Source organism: Actinoplanes sp. NBC_00393 (genome assembly GCF_036053395.1).
Lineage (GTDB): Bacteria > Actinomycetota > Actinomycetes > Mycobacteriales > Micromonosporaceae > Actinoplanes.
In genome coordinates, this window is record NZ_CP107942.1 from 9,929,277 (window position 1) to 9,948,872 (window position 19,596).

At 71.1% G+C, this 19,596-nt stretch carries 15 protein-coding genes; 14 read left to right on the forward strand and 1 reads right to left on the reverse strand.

Going from position 1 to position 19,596, the window contains the following annotated elements:
• Positions 1–32 precede the first annotated feature (32 nt).
• From OHA21_RS46080 to OHA21_RS46130, 11 genes are all read left to right on the forward strand, one after another.
• Positions 33–830: an alpha/beta fold hydrolase gene (locus OHA21_RS46080; RefSeq protein ID WP_328466367.1), complete on the forward strand. Its 798-nt coding sequence runs from the start codon at positions 33–35 to the stop codon at positions 828–830.
• 92 nt (positions 831–922) lie between these two features.
• Entirely contained in the window at positions 923–3,400 is a 2,478-nt protein-coding gene (locus tag OHA21_RS46085) for a SpoIIE family protein phosphatase (protein ID WP_328466370.1), read from the forward strand.
• Positions 3,397–3,741, forward strand: a complete 345-nt coding sequence (locus OHA21_RS46090; RefSeq protein ID WP_328466372.1) for an STAS domain-containing protein — start codon at positions 3,397–3,399, stop codon at positions 3,739–3,741. The genes OHA21_RS46085 and OHA21_RS46090 overlap by 4 nt, the downstream gene beginning before the upstream one ends.
• 20 nt (positions 3,742–3,761) lie before the next feature.
• Positions 3,762–5,705 (forward strand): TIGR03960 family B12-binding radical SAM protein, encoded by a 1,944-nt coding sequence (locus OHA21_RS46095; RefSeq protein ID WP_328466374.1) that lies wholly within the window; start codon positions 3,762–3,764, stop codon positions 5,703–5,705.
• Between the two features lie 52 nt (positions 5,706–5,757).
• Complete coding sequence (locus OHA21_RS46100; protein ID WP_328466376.1) at positions 5,758–6,498, forward strand: TIGR03936 family radical SAM-associated protein; 741 nt, start codon at positions 5,758–5,760, stop codon at positions 6,496–6,498.
• 226 nt (positions 6,499–6,724) lie between these two features.
• Positions 6,725–10,264, forward strand: coding sequence for an Rne/Rng family ribonuclease (locus OHA21_RS46105; protein WP_328466378.1), 3,540 nt, complete (start codon positions 6,725–6,727; stop codon positions 10,262–10,264).
• A gap of 102 nt (positions 10,265–10,366) precedes the next feature.
• Positions 10,367–10,900: a hypothetical protein gene (locus OHA21_RS46110; protein WP_328466380.1), complete on the forward strand. Its 534-nt coding sequence runs from the start codon at positions 10,367–10,369 to the stop codon at positions 10,898–10,900.
• 153 nt (positions 10,901–11,053) lie between these two features.
• The gene (rplU, locus tag OHA21_RS46115) at positions 11,054–11,368 is read left to right on the forward strand and encodes a 50S ribosomal protein L21 (protein WP_328466382.1); all 315 of its coding nucleotides are present in this window, start codon (positions 11,054–11,056) and stop codon (positions 11,366–11,368) included.
• Positions 11,369–11,376: 8 nt separating this feature from the next.
• Positions 11,377–11,634: a 50S ribosomal protein L27 gene (gene rpmA, locus OHA21_RS46120; protein ID WP_328466384.1), complete on the forward strand. Its 258-nt coding sequence runs from the start codon at positions 11,377–11,379 to the stop codon at positions 11,632–11,634.
• Positions 11,635–11,709: 75 nt separating this feature from the next.
• Entirely contained in the window at positions 11,710–13,206 is a 1,497-nt protein-coding gene (obgE, locus tag OHA21_RS46125; RefSeq protein ID WP_328466386.1) for a GTPase ObgE, read from the forward strand.
• A 57-nt stretch (positions 13,207–13,263) separates the two neighbouring features.
• Entirely contained in the window at positions 13,264–13,692 is a 429-nt protein-coding gene (locus OHA21_RS46130; RefSeq protein ID WP_328466388.1) for a GNAT family N-acetyltransferase, read from the forward strand.
• Here the strand turns inward: OHA21_RS46130 and trpS are convergent.
• A complete protein-coding gene (gene trpS / locus OHA21_RS46135; RefSeq protein ID WP_328466390.1) occupies positions 13,681–14,646 on the reverse strand; it encodes a tryptophan--tRNA ligase in 966 nt (321 codons plus the stop codon). The genes OHA21_RS46130 and trpS overlap by 12 nt on opposite strands.
• Before the next feature lie 264 nt (positions 14,647–14,910).
• Here trpS and pepN point away from each other — a divergent pair, with 264 nt between their 5' ends.
• Genes pepN through nadD form a run of 3 tightly spaced genes read left to right on the forward strand, consistent with a single transcriptional unit; the run spans position 14,911 to position 19,588 of the window.
• Entirely contained in the window at positions 14,911–17,406 is a 2,496-nt protein-coding gene (pepN, locus tag OHA21_RS46140) for an aminopeptidase N (RefSeq protein ID WP_328466392.1), read from the forward strand.
• Between the two features lie 59 nt (positions 17,407–17,465).
• Complete coding sequence (locus OHA21_RS46145) at positions 17,466–18,968, forward strand: ATP-binding protein (RefSeq protein WP_328466394.1); 1,503 nt, start codon at positions 17,466–17,468, stop codon at positions 18,966–18,968.
• 14 nt (positions 18,969–18,982) lie between these two features.
• Positions 18,983–19,588, forward strand: coding sequence for a nicotinate-nucleotide adenylyltransferase (nadD, locus tag OHA21_RS46150; protein ID WP_328466396.1), 606 nt, complete (start codon positions 18,983–18,985; stop codon positions 19,586–19,588).
• Positions 19,589–19,596 lie beyond the last annotated feature (8 nt).

A 19,596-nucleotide genomic window follows, 5' to 3' on the forward strand; every position in this document is an offset into this window, starting at 1 on the left:
TCCGTTCACCGCCACCCCGCCCGGAGGGTTCGTTGAGAACCACGCAGAGAAACGCCGTCACCGTGACCGGGTCCGAGTCCGGCCGGCCGATGCTGTTCGCCCATGGGTACGGCTGTGATCAGAACATGTGGCGCTTCGTCACCCCGGCCTTCGCGGACACTCATCGGATCGTGCTGTTCGACCATGTCGGCAACGGCAAATCCGACCTGTCGGCGTATTCCGACGAGCGGTACGCCACGCTCGACGGCTACGCCGAGGACGTTCTGGAGATCATCCGGGAGCATGACCTGCGCGATGTGATCTTCGTGGGGCACTCGGTGAGCTCGATGATCGGCCTGCTGGCCGCCAACCGTGAGCCGGACCGGTTCGCCGGGCTGGTGATGGTGGGCCCCTCGCCGCGGTACATCAACGATGACTCCGACGGCTACTTCGGCGGGTTCGGCCGGTCCGACATCGAGGAGATGCTGGAGTCGCTGGACAGCAACTATCTGGGCTGGTCCAGCGCGATGGCTCCGGTGATCATGGGGAACCCGGAGCGGCCCGAGCTGGGTGAGGAGCTGACGAACAGCTTCTGCCGTACCGACCCGGAGATCGCGAAGAAGTTCGCCCGGGTCACGTTCCTCTCCGACAACCGGGCTGATTTGCCGCGGTCACGCGTACCATCGCTGATCCTGCAGTGTTCGGATGACGTGATCGCGCCCACCGTGGTCGGTGAGTACGTCCACAAGCACACCCCGGAGAGCAGCTTCGTGGCCCTGAACGCGACCGGGCACTGTCCGAACCTGAGCGCTCCGGAGGAGACGGTTGACGCGATCAAGTCCTGGTTGTAGACAGCGGGCATGATCGGTGGACAGTGCTGGCCCCGCGGCGGAAAACCGAAGCAACCCCGTGGAGTGGCGTGAGTGAAACTGGTGGGCCGGACGTGACACAAGAGTTACGGCTGCCCTGGGACGACGATCCTGAGGACCTGTACGAGCATGCGCCGTGCGGTTACCTCACAACGCTCCCGGACGGCACGATCGTTCGGGTCAACCAGACGTTCCTGGCCTGGACCGGGTATGCGAGGTCCGACCTGATCGGGCACCGCAGGTTCCGTGACCTGTTGACTCCCGGCTGCCAGCTGTATCACGAGACGCACTATGCGCCGTTGCTGACCATGCAGGACGAGGTGCACGAGATCGCCCTTGACGTGGTCCGCCAGGACGGGAGCAAGGTCCCCACCCTGGTGAACTCGGTGCTCGAGCGCGGTCCCGGCGGCGCGCCGCGGATCATCCGGACGATGGTCTTCAACGCGACCGAACGGCGCAGCTACGAGCGTGAGCTGCTCGACGCCCGGCGGGCCGCGGAGGCCTCCGAGCAGCGGGTCCGGGTCCTGCAGCAGATAGTGGCCGATCTTGCCGCGGCGCCGACCGAGGCCGAGGTGGCCGAGGCCGTGGTGCGGGCGCCGGAGCCCGCGTTTCAGGCGGCCAGCGCCAGCATCTATCTGGTCGATCCGGATCGCGACCAGCTGATCGCGGTGGCCTCCACCGACCCGACCACCGGCAACTGGAACGACATGCCCCGCTCGTCGGATCGGGCAGTCGCCCAGGTCGCCCGGCGCGGCGACCTGCACATGGTCGGCACGCTGGCCGAGGCGGACGAGCACTTCCCGGACCTGGCCGAGGCGATGCGGGCCTCGAACCGCAGCACGGTGGTGCTGCTGCCGCTGACCACCGGTCCCGCCGACGATCAGAACGGGGTGCTGGTGCTCGGCGTCCTGGCATTCAGCTTCCGCGAGGAGCGCACCCTCAGCGACGGTGAGTTGCGGGTGATCCGGCTGCTCGGGCAGCAGGCCGGGCAGGCGCTGGACCGGGCAAGGCTCTACGACGACGCCCGCCGCCGGGAGGAGAGGTCCCAGTTCCTGGACCGCACCACCCGGTCCCTGGACGAGGAGCACCGCCTGCTGCAACGGGCGCGCCGCCTGGTCGAACGGGTGGTCCCGGAGATCGCCGACTGGGCGACGGTCCGGCTCCAGATCGGCCCGGCCGGCCTGATCGAGGACGCGGGTGGGCCGGCTCCCGACCCGGACCGGCTCGCCGCCCGGATCGCCGAGGTGATCGAGTCGGCCGAACCCAGCTATCGGACCGACGGTGACGAGCTGGGCTGCACCGTGCTTCCGCTCACCGTGCGTGGCCGGGTGCTGGGCACCCTGGCCCTGCGGATGGCGCCGGACCGGCGTGGCGCCGAGGCCGAGCGGCTGTTCCTGGTCGACCTGGCCGACCGGGCCGCGCTGGCACTGGAGAACGCCCGCCTCTACGAGCAGGAGCGCGCGATCGCTCGTACGCTGCAGCGCAGTCTGCTCGCCGGTGACGTGCCGGGCGGTGACCCGCGGTTCGCGGTGGAGACCTACTACCAGGCGGCGGCGCAGGATCTGGAGGTCGGCGGCGACTGGTTCGACGCCTTCCTGATCACGCCGAACAAGCTGGCCGTGGTGGTCGGCGACGTGGTGGGCCGGGGGATCGAGGCGGCCACCACGATGGGCCAGCTGCGCAGCGCGATCCGGGCCCTCGCCTCGGCGGAGAACGGGCCGGCCCGGCTGCTGGAGGGGCTGGACCGGTTCTGCGACCGGGTCGACACGGCCCGGATGGCCACCGTCGTCTACGCCGAGGTGGACCTGCTCAGCGGCGAGCTGTCGTACGCCTGCGCCGGTCACCTGCCGCCGCTGCTGCACGAGCCGGCCGGCTCCCCGCAGTACCTGTTGCAGGCCCGGTCGGCGCCGCTCGGCTCGCGGGCCGGTGACCGCCGGCGTACCGAACACCGGGTCCGCCTGGCTGCCGGAAGCCGCCTGCTGCTCTACACCGACGGCCTGGTGGAGCGCCGCGGCCGGGCCATCGACCGCGGCTTCGAGGCGCTGGCCCGGGAGTACGCCCGGCGCCGCGACGCGCCGCTCAAGGGCCTGACCGCCGGGCTCGCCGACACCATGGTCGGCCGTGACCACGGCGACGACGTCTGCCTGCTCTGCCTGACCCTCGGCACCGAGGAGCGGCTGGAACGCTCGATCGGCGCCGACCCGCTGCAGATCGCGCTGCTCCGGGCCGACCTGCGCGGCTGGCTGGTCGGGCACGCGGTCGACCCGGAGTGCGTGGACGCGGTCCTGCTGGCCTGCTCCGAGGCGGTGGCGAACGCGATCGAGCACGGCTACCGGGACGACCCGTTCGGCGTGGTCGACGTGGCGGCCACGGTCAGCGCGGACGCGGTCGAGGTCCGGGTCACCGACCGGGGCAGCTGGCGTGGCCCGGGCGCCGACTTCGTCCGTGGTCGCGGGCTGCAGCTGATCGAGGATTCGATGGACGAGGTCTTCTTCGACCGTGGTGAGGGGACGACGGTCACCATGCGACGGCATCGAGGAGGAGCACGATGACCGACCAGTGGGTGAGTTTCTCCCAGCGCGGGGTGGCGGAGCTGGTCCACCTCAAGGGCGAGATCGACCTGGCCAACGCCAACGACATCGGCCGGGCGATCGTCGCCCGCACCACCGACGCGGACGCGGTGGTGATCGACCTGACCGCGGTCTCGTTCCTGGACAGCGCCGGGGTCCGGCTGCTCGACCTGATCGTCGGTGACCTGGACGACCGGGGGAAGCCGATCAAGCTGGTCGTCGGGGAGCGCGGGGCCGCCCGGATGACGCTGCAGCTCTGCGCGTTCCGTGCCGACCTGCTCGCCACCGACCTGGAGCGGGCCGCGGCGGAACTGGACTCCTAGTCCGCGTACCCTGGACACCCATGAGCGTGAGTTCCGTCTTCCCGCAGCTCGAGCAGTTGCTGCCCCGGGTCAGCAAACCGATCCAGTACGTGGGCGGCGAGCTCGGCGCCGTCGTCAAGGACTGGGACGCCACCACCGTCCGGTGGGCGCTGATGTACCCGGACGCGTACGAGGTCGGCCTGCCCAACCAGGGCGTGCAGATCCTCTACGAGGTGCTCAACGAGCAGGAGGACGTGCTCGCCGAGCGGACCTACGCGGTCTGGCCGGACCTCGAGGCGCTGATGAAGGAGAACGGCGTCCCGGCGTTCACCGTCGACGCGCACCGGCCGGTCAAGGCGTTCGACGTGCTCGGCCTGTCGTTCGCCACCGAGCTCGGCTACACCAACATGCTCTCTGCGCTCGACCTCGCCGGCATCCCGCTGGACAGCGCCGACCGCGACGAGAGCCACCCGATCGTCCTGGCCGGTGGGCACGCGAGCTTCAACCCGGAGCCGATCGCCGACTTCATCGACGCCGCCGTGCTCGGTGACGGCGAGGAAGCGGTCCTGGAGATCACCGGGATCATCCGGGAGTGGAAGGCCGAGGGCTGCCCGGGCGGCCGGGACGAGCTGCTGCTGCGTCTCGCGCGGACCGAGAGCATCTATGTGCCGCGCTTCTACGACGTGGACTACCTGCCGGACGGCCGGATCCAGCGCGTCGTGCCGAACCGGCCGGACGTGCCCTTCCGGGTCGCCAAGCGGACCACGATGGATCTGGACGCCTGGCCGTACCCGAAGAAGCCCCTGGTCCCGCTCGCCGAGACAGTGCACGAGCGCTACGCCGTGGAGATCTTCCGCGGCTGCACCCGGGGTTGCCGGTTCTGCCAGGCCGGCATGATCACCCGCCCGGTCCGGGAGCGGTCGATCACCACGGTCGGCCAGATGGTGAAGGAGGGCCTGGAGTTCTCCGGCTTCAACGAGGTCGGCCTGCTCTCGCTCTCCAGCGCCGACCACTCCGAGATCGGTGACATGTGCTCCGGCCTCGCCGAGCAGTACGCGGACACCAACGTCTCGCTGTCCCTGCCCTCCACCCGGGTCGACGCCTTCAACATCGACCTGGCCCAGGAACTCTCCCGCAACGGCCGGCGCACCGGCCTCACCTTCGCCCCCGAGGGGGGCTCGGAGCGGATCCGCAAGGTCATTAACAAGATGGTGACCAAGGAAGACCTGATCCGTACGGTCGTGACGGCGTACTCCAACGGCTGGCGCCAGGTGAAGCTGTACTTCATGTGCGGCCTGCCCACCGAGACCGACGAGGACGTCCTGGAGATCGCGCACATGGCGCACGAGGTGATCCGGGCCGGCCGCGAGGCCGCCGGCACCAAGGACATCCGCTGCACGGTGTCGATCGGCGGGTTCGTGCCGAAGCCGCACACCCCGTTCCAGTGGGCCTCGATGGAGCGCCCCGAGGTCATCGACGCCCGCCTCAAGCTGCTCAAGCAGGAGATCAACAGCGATCGGTCGCTGGGCCGGGCGATCGGTTTCCGCTACCACGACGGCGAGCCGTCGCTGATCGAGGGACTGCTGTCCCGCGGCGACCGCCGGGTCGGCCAGGTCATCCGCCGGGTCTGGGAGAAGGGCGGCCGGTTCGACGGCTGGAGCGAGCACTTCTCGTACTCGCGCTGGGTCGAGGCCTGCGCCGAGGTGCTCCCGGACTTCGGTGTCGACCTGGACTGGTTCACCACCCGTGAGCGCGAGGAGCTCGAGGTCCTGCCCTGGGACCACCTGGACTCCGGCCTCGACAAGGACTGGCTCTGGCAGGACTGGCAGGACTCGCTCAGCGAGTACGAGCAGGACGACTGCCGCTGGACCCCGTGCTTCGACTGCGGCGTCTGCCCGGCCATGGACACCGAGATCCAGATCGGCCCGACCGGCAAGAAGCTGCTTCCCCTGACACCCGTGAACAACCTGCGGGTCCCTGCTTAGGAGACCGACGATTCCCCCGAAGAACCAACCTGTTGGCGGTCAGGCCCCGGTCGTGCAGCGGCTCCGTCTTCGCTACGCGAAACGCGGTCCGCTGCGCTTCACCTCGCACCGCGACTTCGCCCGCGCCTTCGAGCGGGCACTGCGGCGCGCGGCGGTGCCGATCGCCTATTCCCAGGGCTTCACCCCACACCCCAAGATTTCGTACGCCAGCGCAGCGCCCACCGGCGTCGGCAGCGAGGCCGAATACCTGGAGATCGGCCTGCAGGCCCCGGTCGACCCGGAGCAGCTGCGGGTCGCGCTGGACGCCGCGCTCTCACCCGGCCTGGACATCCTGGAAGCGGTGATCGCCCCCGAGGGTGGCGGCAGCCTGGCCGACCGGATCGACGCCTCCCGCTGGCAGATCGAGCTGCCCGGTGTGGAACCGGTCACTGCGAAAGAAGCCGTCACCAGCTTCCTCGACGCTCCGGAAGTGCTGGTGGAGCGCATGACCAAGCAGGGCCGGCGGACTTTCGACGCCCGCGCGGCGGTGAACAGCTGCACGGTCAGCGGGGAGGCAGACCTACCTTCCGGGGCCATTGGCGTACCGTGTGCGATAATCGACCTTGTCGTACGGCAGGTTACGCCCGCCGTGCGGCCCGATGACGTCCTTTCCGGCCTGCGCGTGGTGGCCGGCCTGGAGCCGCCGGTGCCCCCCAGGGTGACCCGGCTGGCCCAGGGCACACTCACCGCGCAGGGGGAGATCGTCGATCCGTTGGACGCGGATCGCGGGGACGTCGGCATCGGAGGACGCTAGCCGGAAAGCGGTCGGCGTTCGTTGAACTGTTTTCAGCGTGGCGAGGGCTGCACGACCCGGCGCCGGCCAACCGGCCCGGTCGCCTTCGGCTCGATGCCAGGTTGAGAAAAGTTCATTTGGCAGACTTCGGCAGCCCGGCTGTAATGGCCGGGCGCGGAACACTTGCAGCGACCCTGCGTGGCAGCGCTCAAACGCGCCCGGGGTCGCGAGAACTGGAGAGCGCCCCATGCTCGATAACGAGCCCCCAGTCAACCTGGGAGATCAGGGCGGTGAACGGGACGGAGCAGTCACGCCGCCCGCAGAAGCCGCCGCAAGCACCACCCCGGCACGCCGGACGCGGGCTCCGCGTCGCAAAGCGGCAGCGCCCCCGCCGGAGGCCGATGCCGTGACCGGCGGAGCTGAGCCGGGAGCCGCCATCGAGGCGGCCGGCGCGGTGGACGCCGCCCGGTCTGCCGAGACCTCGGGCGCGCCGGAGGCTGAGGCCCCGGTCGCGCCGGTGAAGAAAGCCACCCGGAGCCGGCGGAAGGCCGCTGCGCCGCCGGCTGAGCCCGCCGCTGGTTCCCCGGCTGAGACGGCTGCTGGTTCTGCGGCCGGGTCTGCCGCTGGTTCTTCTGCTGAGACCGCCGCTGGTCCCGCGGCCGAGGTTGCCGAGGCGCCGGTTGCGCCGGTGAAGAAAGCCACCCGGAGCCGCCGCAAGGCTGCTGCCCCCGCTGCTTCCGTCGCGGCGCCGGCCGCCTCCGCCGCGGAGCCGGCCGTTGAAGCGCCCACGACGGTGGCCGCTGCGGTGGACGCCCCTGCCGCTTCTGCCGGCCAGGCCCCTGCCGCTTCTGCCGGCCAGGCCCCCGTTGCCGGCCAGGCCCCTGCTGCTTCTGCCGGCCAGGCCCCTGTTGCCGGCCAGGCCGGTGCTGTTCCTGCCGCTCAGACTTCGGCTTCGCCGAGCGCTGCCGCTGCGCCGCCGGTCGACCCCGCGGTGACCGCGGAGGACGAGATCGACGAGGACGAGGCCGCGCTCATCGAGGACGCCGCCGTGGAGGCTGCCGCGGCGGCCCGCGCCGCCGGGGTCCCGGTCGTCGGCATCCTGCCGCTCGACGATGACTTCGTGGAGGAGCAGCCGGCCCGGCCCACCCGGGCCCGCCGTGCCGCGCTGCCGCCCGCCGTGCTCTTCATGCCCCCCGACCCCGCCGAGGCCGAGCCGGCGCCGGTCAGCCGCCGCCGTCGTGCCGCGGAGCCGGCCGCCGAGGTGGAGGCCGAGGTCGCGCCGCCGTCCGGCCGGCGTCGCCGCCAGCCCGCGTCTGCCGCTTCGGCTGCACCCGCCGCCGAAGCGCCCGCTGAAGCCGTGGCCGAGGTCACCGAGACCGAGCAGCCGGTTGCCGAGGAGGCCGAGGGCACCCGCCGCAGCCGCCGCCGTCGCCGGGGCGCGGCCGAGGAGCCCGCCGAGGTCGAGGCCGTCGAGACCGAGCAGGCCGTGGTCGACGACGTCGACGAGAGCGCCGACGACGTCGAGGACGGCGTGGACGACGACTCCGATGACGACGAGGACGGTGGCGGCCGCCGCCGTCGCCGCCGGGGCCGCCGTGGCCGGGGCCGCGGGAAGGGCCCGTCGGACGAGGCCGACGAGGGCGACACCGACTCCGAGGAGGGTGCGGAGGCTTCCGCCGACGCCGAAGAGGAGGACGAGGAGTCCGACGAGGGCGAGGGCGACGGTGTCACCCGCCGCCGGCGTCGACGGCGTCGCAAGGGCTCGACCGGTGACGGCGAGGCCGGCGGCATCGAGGACGGTGTGCACACCGTGGTCCGGGTGCGCGAGCCCCGGCGTACCGATGAGGTCCAGGGGGTCTCCGGTTCGACCCGGCTGGAGGCCAAGCGCCAGCGCCGCCGGGACGGCCGTGAGCAGCGCCGGACCCGCCCGCCGATCCTGAGCGAGTCGGAGTTCCTGGCTCGCCGTGAGGCGGTCGACCGGGTGATGGTGGTCCGGCAGAAGCAGGACCGGACCCAGATCGCGGTCCTCGAGGACGGCATCCTGGTCGAGCACTACGTCGCCCGGGCCACCTCCGGCACCATGGTCGGCAACGTCTACCTCGGCAAGGTGCAGAACGTGCTGCCGAGCATGGAGGCCGCCTTCGTCGATGTGGGTCGCGGCCGCAACGCCGTGCTCTACGCCGGTGAGGTCAACTGGGACGCCACCGGCCTGGAGGGCCGGGCCCGCTCGATCGAGCAGGCGCTGCGTTCCGGCGACTCCGTGCTGGTGCAGGTCACCAAGGACCCGATCGGTCACAAGGGCGCCCGGCTGACCAGCCACATCGCGCTCTCCGGCCGGCACCTGGTCTATGTGCCCAACGGCAACGCCTCCGGGATCAGCCGCAAGCTGCCGGACAACGAGCGCAAGCGGCTCCGGGACATCCTGAAGAAGCTGGTGCCGGACGGCGCCGGCGTGATCGTCCGGACTGCGGCCGAGGGCGCCAGCGAGGACGAGCTGGCCCGCGACGTCAAGCGGCTGCAGGCGCAGTGGGAGGACATCCAGGCCAAGGCCGCCGACGGCAACGCCCCGCGGGCGCTGTCCGAGGAGCCGGACCTGGTCATCCGAGTGGTCCGGGACCTCTTCAACGAGGACTTCCGGGACCTGATCGTGCAGGGCGAGCAGGCGTACGCCGAGGTGCAGAACTACCTCGAGTCGGTCTCCCCGGACCTGGTCGAGCGGTTGCACCGGCACACCGGCGCCAGCGACGTCTTCGCCGAGCACCGGATCGACGAGCAGATCCTCAAGGGCCTGGACCGCAAGGTCTTCCTCCCGTCCGGCGGTCACCTGGTGATCGACCGGACCGAGGCGATGACCGTGGTCGACGTCAACACCGGTAAGTACACCGGCGCGGGCGGCAACCTGGAGGAGACGGTCACCCGGAACAACCTGGAGGCGGCCGAGGAGATCGTGCGCCAGCTGCGGCTGCGCGACCTCGGCGGCATCGTGGTGATCGACTTCATCGACATGGTGCTGGAGAGCAACCGCGATCTGGTGCTGCGCCGGCTGACCGAGTGCCTGGGCCGGGACCGGACCAAGCACCAGGTCACCGAGATCACCTCGCTGGGCCTGGTGCAGATGACCCGTAAGCGGATCGGCGCGGGCCTGCTGGAGGCGTTCAGCGAGACCTGTGACCACTGCAAGGGCCGCGGGCTGATCATTCACCAGGAGCCGGTTCCGGAGAAGCGTGGTGGCGGCGGGAACGGCGCTGCCACCCAGGTGAAGGCGGTGGCGGCGGCGGCGCGTACCGAGGCGCCGGCACAGCAGCAGCCGCCGCAGCAGTCGGGCGGCAAGCAGCGCCGTCGTCGCGGTGGTGGCGAGAACGCGGCCCCGGCTGTGGTGGAGGAGACTCCGGCGGTCGAGGAGACCGGCCCGGTGGCCGAGGTCGCCGAGGCGCCGCCGGTCGAGGAGACGCCGGCGCCGGAGCAGGCAGCGGCGCAGGAACAGGCCCCGGCGCCGGTGGAGACGCCGGTCGTGGGTTCGGGCATCGTGCGCCCGGCCGCCAAGCCGGCGCTGACCACCACGGGCAGTGACGACGACTACGACATGAGCGGGTACGACCTGTCCCGTTACGAGTCGGCCGACGCGAACGGCGCGGAGTACGAGGCGGCGGAGCCGATGCGGCTGGTCGGCGCTGATGACCCGGACGCGGCCGAGGAGGACGAGGACGACGACGAGCCGGTCGGCGCGGGCACGGGCGCGCGTCGCAGGTCTCGGCGGGGTGGCGCGCGTAGGCGTACGCGGCCCTGATCTTGTGGCCCGGTAGTTAGCTGTAAAGAAAGTTAACTACCGGGCTGTGTCATCCGTTACCCTCGGCGGGTCGATCCTGTCCCCCGGAGGAGACCCATCCCCATGCGTACCGTTCTGCTGGCCGCGGCCGGCCTTTCCGCTCTGCTCCTGACCGGTTGCTCCGCCGACCAGCCGGAAGCGTCCGCTCCGGCGCCGGCCTCGTCGGTGGCCGGCGCGGCCGCACCCGAGGGCGCTGCTCCCGCGGCGTCCGCCGGTGCCGAGGCGCCGGCGGGACCGGACGCTGCGGCCGGCGATGCCGCCCTGAGCGCGGACAGCGAGGCCATCTGTGAGCAGGCCTCGCGGACCAGCACCAGCTTCGGCAAGACCTTCGCCCAGGACTACCAGCTGCTGATCGAGGCCTCCGGCGAGAACGCCCAGGCCAAGCAGCAGGCGAAGCAGAAGGTGACCCGGAACGTGGACAACTTCTCGTTCGCTCTGCTCGACATGTCCAAGCTCGCCGCCGAGCCGAAACTGAAGAAGGCGCTGGCCGCGATGGGTGCGGAGGTCAAGGCGCTGAAGGGCGATCTCGACAAGATCGATGACAAGAAACTCGCCGGCCTGCATGCCACGCTGGACAAGGCGTGCGGTCGAAGCTAGGCCCGGTTTGGGTCTCAGGCCTGCGATGAAGTAGGCTTGCCGACGGCGCTTTTTCGGCGCCTGTTCCGTGCGCGCCTCGCGGCGCCAGCCGGGATCCCCAGCAGTATCCGCCAGCAGTCTTCCGGCTGCGTAAGTCTCAGGGAGTCCGCGTCGATGTACGCGATCGTCAAGACCGGCGGCAAGCAGTACAAGGTTGCCGAGGGCGACGTGATCGAGGTCGAGAAGCTCGCGGGTGCGCCCGGCGATGCGCTGACCCTCGCCGCAGTCCTCCTCGTCGACGGTGACAACCTGGTGACCGACGCGGCCAAGCTTGCCAACGTTACGGTGTCCGGCGAGATTGCCGAGCACACCAAGGGTCCGAAGATCCGGATCCACAAGTTCAAGAACAAGACCGGATACCACAAGCGCCAGGGGCACCGTCAGCCGCTGACCCGCGTCAAGGTGACCGGCATCAAGAGCGGGAAGTAGGCGCAGGCATGGCTCACAAAAAGGGTGCATCTAGCTCGCGTAACGGCCGTGAGTCCGCCGCCCAGCGACTCGGTGTGAAGCGGTTCGGCGGCCAGCTGGTCAGCGCCGGCGAGATCCTGATCCGTCAGCGGGGCACGAAGTTCCACCCGGGCGACCTGGTCGGCCGTGGTGGCGACGACACGCTCTTCGCGCTTGCCACGGGCAACGTCCTGTTCGGCACCTCGCGCGGCCGCAAGACCGTCAGCATCGTGCCGGTCGCGGAGTAGTTTTTCTCTACAGCGGGCCGTGGACCCTCGGGTCCGCGGCCCGCTGTTGTTTTTTCTCGGCTAGGGAGTGCTGAAGTGACCACGTTCGTCGACCGGGTAGTGCTGCACCTGCAGGCGGGTGACGGCGGGCACGGCTGTGTCTCCGTGCACCGGGAGAAGTTCAAGCCGCTCGGCGGCCCCGACGGCGGTGACGGCGGCCACGGCGGCAGCATCACCCTGGTCGTGGACCCGCAGCAGCACACCCTGCTGGACTTCCACTTCCACCCGCACGTCAAGGCGACCAACGGCGGCGGTGGCGCCGGTGCGAACCGGGACGGGGCGAACGGTAAGAACCTCGTGCTCAAGGTGCCGGACGGAACGGTGGTGCAGACCGCCGACGGCGAGGTGCTGGCCGACCTGATCGGGGCCGGCACGGAGTTCGAGGTGGCCCGGGGCGGTCGCGGTGGCCGGGGCAACCGGTCGCTGGCGAACACCCGCCGCAAGGTTCCGGGCTTCGCCGAGCTGGGCGAGCCGGGCGACCAGCTGGACGTCGTGCTGGAGCTGAAGAGCGTCGCTGACGTCGGCCTGGTGGGCTTCCCGTCGGCCGGCAAGTCGTCGCTGATCGCGGTGATGTCCGCGGCCAAGCCGAAGATCGCCGACTACCCGTTCACCACCCTGGTGCCGAACCTGGGCGTGGTGCAGGCCGGCGACGACACCTTCACCATCGCCGACGTGCCCGGCCTGATCCCGGGCGCGGCCACCGGCAAAGGCCTGGGCATGCAGTTCCTGCGGCACATCGAGCGCACCTCGGTGCTGGTGCACGTGCTGGACGCGGCGGCGCCGGAGATCGAGCGGGATCCGCTCGCCGACCTGGACGCGATCGAGGCGGAGCTGGCGGCGTACGGCGGGCTGGAGGACCGGCCCCGGATGGTGGTGCTCAACAAGATCGACATTCCGGACGGCCGGGACCTGGCCGAGATGGTCCGGCCCGACCTGGAGGCCCGCGGATACCAGGTCTTCGAGCTGAGCGCGGTGACCCGGGAGGGTCTCCGGGAGTTCGGCTTCGCGCTGGCCAAGCTGGTCGCTGAGAACCGTGCGGCCAAGCCGGTCGAGGAGGCGACCCGGATCGTGATCCGGCCGAGGGCGGTTGACGACGCGGGCTTCACCATCGAGCTGGACGAGGACGGCGTGTTCGTGATCCGCGGCACCCAGGTGGAGCGCTGGGTCCGGCAGACCAACTTCGACAACGACGAGGCGATCGGCTATCTGGCCGACCGGCTGGACCGGCTCGGCGTCGAGGCGGCGCTCGCCAAGAAGGGCGCCCAGGCCGGCTCCCCGGTGCGGATCGGTCAGCGGGAGTTCGACTGGCAGCCGAACGCGGGGGAGTACGTCTCTGGTCCGCGCGGCACCGACTCCCGCCTGGAGGAGCTGGACACCCGGCCCTCCGCGGCGCAGCGGCTCGCTGCCCGCAAGGCCCGCCGGGTCCGCAACGAGGACGAGGTTCTGCACATGGCGGCCGACGGCACGGTGTCCAGCGTGGCGAACTCGCACATGCCGGTGCTGGTCGAGGACGACGAGGACACCGACGAATAGGGCACCGTCCAGGTCGGCGCAACCCGCTGGCCATGCTCGTCACCTAGAGTCACCTGGGTGCTGATCGAATGCCGTCCCGCCCTGGACCCCGAGCTGGCCGCCCTCGTCACTGCTCAGCAGCGCGAACTGGCGGAAGCCGGCACCGGGGCGGGAGACCGGATATTCCAGCCGAGCGATGACGCGGCGTATCTGGTCGGGGCGGTGAACAGCCGGGCCGTGGCCTGCGGCGCCTGGCAGCCGCTGGAGCCGGGCGCGGCCGAGCTGAAGCGGATGTACGTGCGCCCGGCGTTTCGTGGCCGCGGCCTGGCCCGGCAGATGATCGTGGCGATCGAGGAGGAGGCGCTCGCCGCGGGCTTCCCGGTGATCCGGTTGGACACCGGGTGTCTGCCCGCGGCGATCGCCCTCTTCCAGTCGGCGGGATACCAGCCGATCCCGGCGCTCGGCCGGTACGCCTTCGAGAAGCGGCTGCCGGCGTTAGTCCAGTAGCCCGATCGCCCGGCGGGCCCTGGCGACCGTCGTCGCGGCGGTGGGGCGCACCAGCTCCGCGCTCTCGGCGAGGACCTTCCGCACGTACGCCGGATCGTCGGCCAGCTCGGCGTGCCGCGCCCTGATCGGCGCGAGCAGCGCCTCGACCGCGTCGGTGACCTGGCGTTTCAGCGCGCCGTAGGAACTCTGGTCGGCCGGCTCCTGCCCGGTGCAGGCGGCCAGGATGCCGATCAGGTTGGTGATGCCCGGCTGCCGCTCGGGATCGCGGCGCACCACAGCGAACTCGTCGGTGACCGCGCGGGCGATCGTGCGCCGCACCACCTCGGGCGGGTCGAGCAGGGCGATCCGGCCGGTTCCGCTAGTCTTGCTCATCTTGCTGGTGGGGTCGGCCATGTCCATGACCCGGGCGGCAGCGTCCGGGCGGATCCCCTCGGGCACCGTGAACGTGGCGCCGTAGCGGGTGTTGAACCGGGTGGCGAGGGTGCGGGTCAGCTCCAAATGCTGGCTCTGATCGTCGCCGACCGGCACCTGGTTCGCGTCGTAGAGCAAAATGTCGGCGCTCATCAGGACCGGGTAGGTCAGCAGGCTGAGCCGGACCGGGCCGCCGCCCGCGGACTTCTCCTTGAACTGGATCATGCGGGCCGCCTCGCCGTAGCCGGTCACGCACTCCAGCAGGTAGTGCAGCTCGGTGTGCTCGCGGACCTGGGACTGCAGCACGATCGGGGTGCGCGCCGGGTCCACCCCGGCGGCCAGGAGGAGGGTCGCTTGTTCGAGCGCGGATGCGCGTACCTCGCTGGGGTGGTGATCCACCGTCATCGCGTGCAGATCCGCGATCAGCGCGATGGACTCAGCGGCGCTCTGCGCCGCGATCAAGGGGCGCAGAGCCCCCAGCAGATTGCCGAGATGGAGCCGGCCGGTGGGCTGGAAGCCGGTCAGGCGGCGGGTGGGTGCCATGATGATCTCCTTGCGGGGGTACGGGTGACCGCCGGCGCCCGGGAGATCGCGGTGAGACGCATCGCGGCCGCCCGGAGTCCGGGCGGCCGCGGAAGTGATCGCGCGTGTGGGTGTGCCGCCCCGTCAGGGCAGCCACCAGCTGTGGTTGTGAACGCGCATGAGTCGAGGCTAGCAGAAACCCGGTCGTGAGCGATCGGTGGCGATTCTCGCGTCTGTCAGGCGCGCCTGCACAGGCCACGTGACCCGCCGGGCATGATTGTCACCATGCCGACCCTGACCCGTGCCGAGGCCGCGGAGCGCGCGTCCGTCGTCGACGTCGAGGAGTACCACGTCGACCTGGACCTCACCGCGGACGGCGACACCTTCCGCTCCTGTACGGTGGTCCGCTTCCGGGCCCGGGCCGGCGCCGCCACGTTCCTCGAGTTCGAGCCGGCCGAGGTGCGGTCGATCACGCTGAACGGCGAGCCGGTCCCGGCCACCGCGTCCACCGGCACGCGCCTGGAGCTCACCGGCCTGGCCGAGCGCAACGAACTGGTCGTGGACGCGACGATGCGGTACTCGAACAACGGCGAGGGCCTGCACCGCTACGTGGACCCGGCCGACGGCGGCGTCTACCTCTACCAGCACCTGTTCATCAACAACGCCGGGCGGGTGCTGCCCAGCTTCGACCAGCCCGACCTCAAGGCGTCGTTCCGGGTGAGCGTCACCGCGCCGCCGGAGTGGATCGTCGCGACCAACGGCACGCTGGTGTCGCGCAACGGCGGCCGCTGGGAGTTCGCCCCCACCAAGCGGATCTCCACGTACCTGGCCAGCCTGGTCGCCGGGCCGTACCACGTGGTCACCGACGAGCACGACGGCATCCCGCTGGCGCTCTACGCCCGCGCCGCGCTCGCCGAGCACCTGGACAGCGAGGCGCCGGAGATCCTGGAGCTCACCAAGCAGTGCCTGGACCGGTTCCACGAGATGTTCGACATCCGGTATCCGTTCGAGCACTACCAGCAGGCCTTCGCGCCCGAGTTCAACTTCGGCGCGATGGAGTACCCCGGGCTGGTGGTCTTCCGGGACGAGATGATCCCGCGGTCCGCGGTGACCGACAGCGAGCGGGAGCACCGGGCCAACGTGATCGCGCACGAGATGGCGCACATGTGGTTCGGCGACCTGGTGACCATGAAGTGGTGGGACGACCTGTGGCTCAACGAGTCGTTCGCGGAGTACCTGGGCACCCGGGTCACCGCCGAGGCCACCCGCTACCGCGGCACCTGGACCACCTTCGCGATGCACCGCAAGGCGTGGGGGCTGCGCGCCGACCAGCGGCCGTCCACCCACCCGGTGGCGCCGTCACAGGTGTCCGACACCGACGAGGCGCTGCTCAACTTCGACGGCATCTCGTACGCCAAGGGCGCGGCCGTGCTCAAGCAGCTCGTCGCCTGGCTCGGTGACAAGGACTTCCTGGCCGGGCTGAACGCCCACTTCGCGGCGCACGCGTTCGGCAACGCCACCCTCGCCGACCTGCTCAGGGCGCTCTCCGAGGCCAGCGGGCGGGACCTGTCCGGCTGGGCCGAGGTGTGGCTGCGCCGGGCACAGGTCAACACCCTGCGCGCCGAGGTCACCCGGGACGGCGGGAACTACGCCGAGGTCGCGGTGGTGCAGACCGCGCCGGCGGAGCACCCGACGCTGCGCCCGCACCGGGTCGGCCTGGGTCTGTTCGACCGGGCGCCGGACGGGACGGTGGTACGCCGCCGGCACGTGGAGGCCGAACTGGACGCTTCCGGGCGTACCGTGATCGCCGAGCTCGCCGGGGAACCCGCCGCCGACCTGCTGCTGCTCAACGACGGCGACCTGACGTACGCGAAGATCCGGCTCGACGACGACTCCGCCGCTGCCGTGCCGATGCTGCTCCCGCTGCTCGACGACTCGCTGGCCCGCGCCGTGATCTGGGCCGCCACCCTGGATGCCGTGGTCGACGGCGAGCGCCCGGTCGCCGAGCTGGTCACCCTGGTCCTCGCCGCGCTGCCGGTGGAGACCGAGGTGGTGCTCATCGAGGACGTGCTGCGCGCCACCCGCGGTCTGGTCGACCGGTACGCCACCCCGGAGACCCGCCCGGCCGCCCTGGAACTCGTCGCGCAGGCCGCCGACCGGCTGCTCGCCGCGTCCCCGGCCGGCGGCTCCCGCCAGCTCGCGGCGGCGCGCGGCCTGATCGGCTCGACCACCGAGGTGGCCCGGCTGCGCGGCTGGCTGGCCGGCGAGAACGTGCCGCATGGGCTGGCCGTCGACGCCGACCTGCGCTGGCTGATCCGGTACCGGCTCGCGGTGCTCGGCGCGGCCGGCCACGACGACATCGACGCCGAACTCGACCGGGACCGCAGCGCCAGCGGCGAGCAGTGGGCGGCCCGCTGCCGGGCGGCCCTGCCCGACACTGCGGCCAAGGAGACGGCGTGGTCCGCGGTGGTCGGCGACCCGTCCCTGTCGAACCGGCTGGCCGAACTCACCGCGGCCGGCTTCTGGCACCCGGAGCAGTTGGGACTGCTGGAGGCGTACGCCGAGCGCTATTTCGCCGAGATGCCGGAGATGATGCGGGTCCGCAGCGGGATGAGCGCGGAACGGACCGCGACCGCGTCGTACCCCGACGTGGTGGTCTCCGCACGCACCCGGCAACTCGCCGCCGAGCTGCTGGCCCGCACCGACCTCAACCCGATCCTGCGCCGCGTCGTGCAGGACGCCGACGACGACATGCGCCGCGCCCTGACCGCGCGAGGTTGACGGGATTCGCCCGTTTCCGCCCCCGTGACCTCGTAGCCTGAGGCTACGGGGGTGGATGCGTGGAGTGGTCCGAGGAGTTGGCCGGTGGCCTGTTGCAGGCCGCGCCGGACGCGATCCTGGTGATCGACGGCGAGCGGATCGTGCTGGCCAACGACCGTGCCGAGCAGGTGTACGGCTGGCCCCGCTCCGAACTCGTCGGCCAGTCCGTCGAGGTGCTGATGACCGACGAGGCCCGGGTGCTCCGCGCGGAACGGCGCCGGCTGTTCGACGAGAGTCCGCCCGGCTCGATCGGCTCGATCGTGACCACCGCCCGGCGCCGGGACGGCAGCTCGTTCCCGGTCGAGTCGTCCACCACGATCATCGAGACCCCGCAGGGACGGCTCGCGGTCGCGGTGGTGCGGGACGTGACCGAGCGGGTGCGCACCGAGGAGGAGAAGGCGCGGCTGCTCGCCGAGGCCCAGGCGCACCGCAGCCAGCGGCTGGAGAGTCTCGGTCAGCTGGCCGGTGGGATCGCCCACGACTTCAACAACATGCTCGGCGTGATCCTGAACTACGCCAGCTTCGTGATCGAGGAGGCGGAGTCCGCCGAACCGGACGTCTCGATGATCGCGGCCGATGCCCAGCAGGTGGTCCGGGCCGGTAAACGGGGCACCGATCTCACCCACCAGCTGCTCGCTTTCGCCCGGCGGGAAGTGGTCCGGCCGCAACCGGTGGACCTCAACGCGCACATCGTCGAGGTTCAGGAACTGCTGCGGCGTACGCTCGGCGAGCACATCACGTTGATCTTCCGGCCGGACCCCGGCCTGCCGACCGTGACCTGCGACCCCAGCCAGATCGAGCAGCTACTGGTGAACCTCGCCCTGAACGCGCGGGACGCCATGCCGGCCGGCGGCAACCTGGTGATCGACACCGGCCTGCTCGACGACCGGGTCCGGCTGCGGGTCAGCGACTCCGGCCGCGGCATGGCCCCCGACGTGCTGGAACGCGCCTTCGAGCCGTTCTTCACCACGAAGGGCAGCGGCGAGGGGACCGGTCTCGGCCTGGCCACCGTCTACGGCATCGTCACCCAGGCCGGCGGTGAGGTGAGCATGACCAGCGAGGTGGGCCTCGGCACCACGGTCACCGTGCTGTTGCCGGCCGGGGCCACGGCGGCGCCGGCGGACGTGGACGAGCAGCCGGGCGCCACCGACGGCCACGGCGAGACGCTGCTCGTCGTGGAGGACGAGGACGCGCTGCGCGACGTGGCCGGCCGGATCCTCACCGGCGCCGGCTATCGCGTGCTCTCGGCCGAGGGCGGGGCCCAGGCGCTGGAGCTGGCCGCCGGGCACGACGGGGAGATCGACCTGCTGGTCAGCGACGTGGTGATGCCCGGCATGCTGGGCAAGGAGCTGGCCGAGCGGCTGGTGGTGGCCCGGCCGGGCACCCGGGTGCTCTACATGTCCGGGTACGCCCAGCCGGTCCTGGCCTCGCAGGGCACGCTCGACCCGGGCGTGGCCCTGCTGGAGAAGCCGTTCACCGCGAACGACCTGCTCGCCGCAGTTCGTAAGCGCCTAGACGGTTGATCTATATTTCTGAGATGTCCGGACGCCGAGTGGGAATCATGGGTGGCACCTTCGACCCCATCCACCACGGCCACCTGGTCGCCGCGAGCGAGGTGCAGGACCGCTTCGAGCTGGACGAGGTGATGTTCGTCCCCACCGGCCAGCCGTACGAGAAGGGCAAGGTCTCGCCCGCCGAGGACCGCTACCTGATGACGGTGATCGCCACCGCGTCGAACCCGCGCTTCCACGTGAGCCGCGCCGACATGGACCGGGACGGCCCCACCTACACCGTCGACACGCTCCGCGACATGCGAGCCGTCTACGGCCAGTCCGCGGAGCTCTACTTCATCACCGGCGCCGACGCGCTGGCTCGGATCCTGTCCTGGAAAGACGCGTTCACCATGCTGGAGCTGGCGCACTTCATCGGCGTCACCCGGCCGGGTTTCGAGCTCTCCGGGGAGCACCTGCCGCCGGAGAGCGTGACCCTGGTCGAGGTGCCGGCCATGGCGATCTCGTCCAGCGACTGCCGTAACCGGGTGGCTGCCGGCCACCCGGTCTGGTACCTGGTGCCGGATGGTGTCGTGCAATACATCAACAAGCGGGGCCTCTATCGGGACTCGGGGATTTCACCACCGGTGTGAGACGCTTG